We start from the raw sequence: 4799 nt of genomic DNA, 5'->3' as shown, positions 1-4799 counted from the left end.
CGTCGGCCGGGGGCGGCGGCGCGAACGGGTCCATCGGGGCCGGGGCGGCCATCGGGTCGGCCGGGGGCGGCGGTGCGAACGGATCGATCGGGGCCGGGGCGGCGGTGCGAACGGATCGATCGGAGCCGGGCCGGCCATCTGCTCGATGGGGGCCGGGGCGGGGGAGCGTCGAACGGCAGGGGCGCGTCTGCAGGCGCATCCTGGGGTGCCTCTGCTGCCATCGGCAGGTACATGTGGTGGCTGAACTGGCGCTGGTAGGCGCCGCCGCCGCCGATCCGCACTCCGTGGCCGCCCTCGCCCGAGGAAACGGGCGTGCCGTCCGGCAGGGTCACCGCGGTGTGGCCGCTGTTCCAGCCGATCACCAGGGCGCCGGGCTGGGTGCCGTACTTGAAGCCGCGGGCCAGGAGCGCGCGCTCCTGGTTGCCGGTGTTGAAGCGGTCCCCGTAGACCGGTCGCCCGGTGGCCATGTTGCTGACCCAGGAAGCCAGGCCCGAGCAGTCCGTTCCGGATGGGGAGTCTCCACCGGAGATGTACGGCGTGCCCGAAACCTGCTGGACAAGCGCCATAAGCGTCGCGATAGCAAACATGCGGCGGGACGCTAGCAGAGCAGATTTTGAGCGGGCAAAATATGTGACTCCGTTCACAACAGGTACCGCATATGGACTGCTTCACCCATTCTGGGATTGAGTGCGCCTGCCTGCGCGGGTCATTCGGTTGCCAGCGGCGCGTGTTTGCCAGAGGCTCGGCGGACACATCGCGCAATCACCAATAGTGCTGCGGCACTGGACTTGTGCTTCGAATCGGATCGTCTGAATCAGGCTTGCGTCGCGCAAGTGTATGCCGAATTACATTGATGTGAAGGATATTTCGAGCCACGAGGCCCTGGGCTCCGGTTCCGGGGGCGCCGTGGGCATCCCCGAGTGGCCGCGACGCGGCGTCCCGGATACGCCCGGAGCGGGTGGCGGCGATTCCGGCAACGCCACCACCCTTTTCATGGTGGCTGGCCGACCCCGATCCACAGGACGGATTTCCGGTTCCGGAGCCAGTCTGCGCCGACTGCGGTAGTTGACATGCAGCCAATTGGCTGCATTATTTACGGGAGGAGACGGAGCGGCTGCACAGGAAAGGACGGCGAGGGTGGACGAAGTATTCAAGGCACTGGCAGACCCGAGCCGGCGGCGACTCCTGGACACCCTCAATGAGCGGAACGGGCAGAGTCTGCGAGAGCTCTGCAGCGGCTTGTCGATGGCCCGGCAGTCGGTCAGCAAGCACCTCGCGGTGCTGGAGGCGGCGAACCTGATCACGACAGTTCGCCAGGGACGGGAAAAGCTGCACTACCTCAACGCGGAGCCAATCAATGCCATCGCCGAACGTTGGATCGACCGCTACGACGCCATCAGGGTGCAGACCCACGCGGATCTCAAGACGGTGCTGGAGGGCCCCGCCGCGGCCGGGGACTTCGTGTACACGACCTATATCCGCACCACCCCGGAACGGCTGTGGCAGGCCATCACCAATCCGGCGTTCTCCGGCAGCTATATGGGCCACGCCATCGAATCCGAGTGGCAGAAGGGGTCGAGCTATGTCTGGGTCGAGGACGGGCTGCGGATCGAGGACCCCGAGCAGGTGATCGTCGAGTCCGATCCCTACCAGCGGCTGGGCTTCACGTTCCACGCGTTCACGCCCGAACTGCAGCAGATCGCCCCGGATCTCGGCGAGGAGACCATCGGCGCCGCCGCGGCCGAACGCCGGTCACGCGTGTCGTTCGACATCGAACCCGTCGAGGATCAGGTGAAGCTCACCGTGACCCACGACGGGTTCGACCCGGGCAGCATCGTGCGGGAACTGATCGCGCACGGTTGGCCGCTCAAGCTGTCCAGCCTGAAGTCCGGGCTGGAGCAGGCCGACTAGACCAGCGACTCCTCCGGCTCACGCCGAGCGGGCGTCGGCCACGGCGCAGGCAGCGGACGCTGACGCACCCGCTGCGGCCACCAGAACCACTTGCCCATCAGCGCCGCGATGGACGGCGTCATGAAGGATCGGATCACCAGGGTGTCGAACAGCAGACCCAGGCCGATCGTGGTTCCCACCTGGCCGATCACGGCCAGCTCGCTGACCGCCATCGACATCATGGTGAACGCGAACACCAGGCCCGCCGACGTGACCACCGACCCGGTTCCGCCCATCGCGCGGATGATGCCGGTGTTCAGGCCCGCGTGTATCTCCTCTTTGAATCGGGAGACCAGGAGCAGGTTGTAGTCAGCGCCCACCGCCAACAGCACGATGACCGCCATCGCGAGGACCATCCAGTGCAGTTCCAGTCCGATCAGGTGCTGCCAGATGAGCACCGACAGACCGAACGATGCGCCCAGGGACAACACGACGGTGCCGACGATCACCGCGGCAGCCACCACGCTGCGCGTGAGGATCAACATGATGATGAAGATCAGGCACAGCGCGGCGATTCCGGCGATCATCAGGTCGTAGTTGGCGCCTTCCTGCATGTCCTTGAAGGTGGCCGCGGTACCGCCGAGGTAGATCTTGGAACCCTCCAGCGGAGTGCCCTTGATGGCCTCCTTGGCGGCGTTCTTGATCGCATCGATGTGTGAGATCCCCTCGGGGCTCATCGGATCGCCCTCGTGGCTGATGATGAACCGCACCGCATGCCCGTCGGGGGACAGGAACATCTTCATGCCGCGCTTGAAGTCCGGGTTGTTGAAGGTCTCCGGCGGCAGGTAGAACGAGTCGTCGTTCTTGGAAGCGTCGAACGCCTGGCCCATGGCCGTCTGGTTCTTCATCATCGCTTCCATCTGATCCTGCAGACCCCCCATGGTGGCCTGCATGGTCAGCATCATCGTCTTCATGTTCTTCATGGTCTGGATCATCGGCGGCATGATCGTGACCATCTGCGGCATGAGCTCGTCGAGACGATCCATGTCCGGCATCAACTTCTGGATGTCGTCCGTCATGGTGTCGATGCCGTCGAGGGCGTCGAAGACCGAGCGCATCGACTGGCACATCGGGATGTCGTAGCAGTGCGGTTCCCAGTACAGGTAGTTGCGGATCGGGCGGAGGAAGTCGTCGAAATCGGCGATGTGGTCCCGCATTTCGGCGACATCGACGACCATGCCGTGCATCTTTCCGACCATGCTGTGCGTGGTATCCGACATTTCCTTGGTCAACGCGAGCATCTTGGTCATTGTGTCGACCGTCTTCTGCATCTCGTCGGCCTGAACCAACATGTCCTTCATGCGGTCCTGCATGTACTTCATGTTCATCATCTGGGTGGTGCCCTGCATGCTGATCTGGAACGGGATCGAGGTGTGCTCGATCGGCGTCCCCTGCGGGCGCGTGATGGCCTGGACCCGAGAAATGCCGGGCACCTGGAAGATTCGCTTGGCGATGCGGTCGATCACCAGGAAGTCCGCCGAGTTGCGCAGATCGTGGTCGCTCTCGATGAGCAGCAGTTCGGGGTTCATGCGGGCCTGTGAGAAGTGCCGATCCGATGCGGCGTACCCCGTGTTGGCCGGCAGATCCGCAGGCAGGTACTTGCGGTCGTTGTAGTTGGTCTTGTACCCGGGCAGGGTCAGCAGACCGATCAGCGACAGCGCGATGGTGGCGATCAGGATCGGTCCGGGCCAGCGCACCACGGCCGCACCGATCTTGCGCCAGCCGCGGGTGCGCATGGCCCGCTTGGGTTCCAGCGTCTTACCGAACCTGCTGGCCACCGAGATGATCGCCGGCCCCAGCGTCAGAGCGGCGACGACGCCGGTGACCATGCCGATCGCCAGCGGGATACCCAGCGACTGGAAATACGGAAGGTTGGTGAAGTGCAGACACAGCGTCGCGCCGGCGATGGTCAGACCCGAGCCGAGCACGACGTGCGCGGTGCCGTGGAACATCGTGTAGTAGGACTGTTCCCGGTCCTCACCGATACTTCGGGCCTCTTGATATCGGCCTATCAGGAAGATCGCGTAGTCGGTGGATGCCGCGATGGCCAGCGTCACCAACAGGTTGGTGGCGAACGTCGACAGGCCGATGATGTTGTAGTAGCCCAGCGCGGCGACGACGCCGCGGGCCGCCGACAGTGACAGCACCACCATCACCAGGGTGAGGATCACCGTGACGATGGAGCGGTATACCAGCAGCAACATGATGATGATGACGGTGAAGGTCAGCGCTTCGATGATCTTGACGCTGCGGTCACCGGCGATGTGCTGATCAGCGGCCAACGCGGCCGGGCCGGTCACATAGGCCTTGACGCCGGGCGGCGGCGTGACACTCTCGACGATCTGCTGGACGGTCTCGACCGATTCGTTGGCCAGCGCCTCGCCCTGGTTACCGGCGGTGTAGACCTGAACGTAAGCGGCCTTGCCGTCGGAGCTCTGGGCGCCGGAGGCGGTCAGCGGATCGCCCCAGAAGTCCTGGACATGCTCGACGTGCTTCTTGTCGGCCTCGAGCTTGGCGACGACTTCGTCGTAGTAGTCGTGGGCTTTGATGTCCAAGGGCTCGTCGCCCTCGAGCACGACCATCACCGAGCTGTTGGACTTGAACTCCTGGAACACCTCGCCGACGCGCTTCATGGCGATCATCGACGGCGCCTCGTCGGGGCTCATCGACACCGACCGCATCTTGCCCACTTCTTCGAGCTGGGGCACAACGGTGTTCAGGATGCCGATGAGGACGATCCAGCCGAGGATGATCGGCACTGCCAGGCGCCTGATCCACTTGGCGATCCCGCCGTGCTGGGCATGCCGCGGCCCGGTGACCGGGAAGGCTTCGGTCGGGGCGTCGTGGGT

At 64.6% G+C, this 4799-nt stretch carries 3 protein-coding genes; 1 reads left to right on the top strand and 2 read right to left on the bottom strand.

Going from position 1 to position 4799, the window contains the following annotated elements; translation table 11 throughout:
- Positions 1–587, bottom strand: a 587-nt coding sequence (locus TX88_RS34710) for a C40 family peptidase (protein ID WP_244438453.1), incomplete at its 3' end; no start/stop codon positions are given.
- A 550-nt stretch (positions 588–1137) separates the two neighbouring features.
- On the opposite strand from TX88_RS34710, the gene TX88_RS18675 reads away from it, so the two are divergent.
- Positions 1138–1911, top strand: coding sequence for an ArsR/SmtB family transcription factor (locus tag TX88_RS18675; RefSeq protein ID WP_044518687.1), 774 nt, complete (start codon positions 1138–1140; stop codon positions 1909–1911).
- Here TX88_RS18675 and TX88_RS18670 read toward each other — a convergent pair.
- A partial coding sequence (locus TX88_RS18670) for an MMPL/RND family transporter (RefSeq protein WP_044518686.1) occupies positions 1908–4799 on the bottom strand: 2892 nt, incomplete at its 5' end. The genes TX88_RS18675 and TX88_RS18670 overlap by 4 nt on opposite strands.

Source organism: Mycolicibacterium septicum DSM 44393 (genome assembly GCF_000455325.1).
Classification (GTDB): domain Bacteria; phylum Actinomycetota; class Actinomycetes; order Mycobacteriales; family Mycobacteriaceae; genus Mycobacterium; species Mycobacterium septicum.
This window is presented reverse-complemented; position numbering and strand designations above follow the sequence as displayed.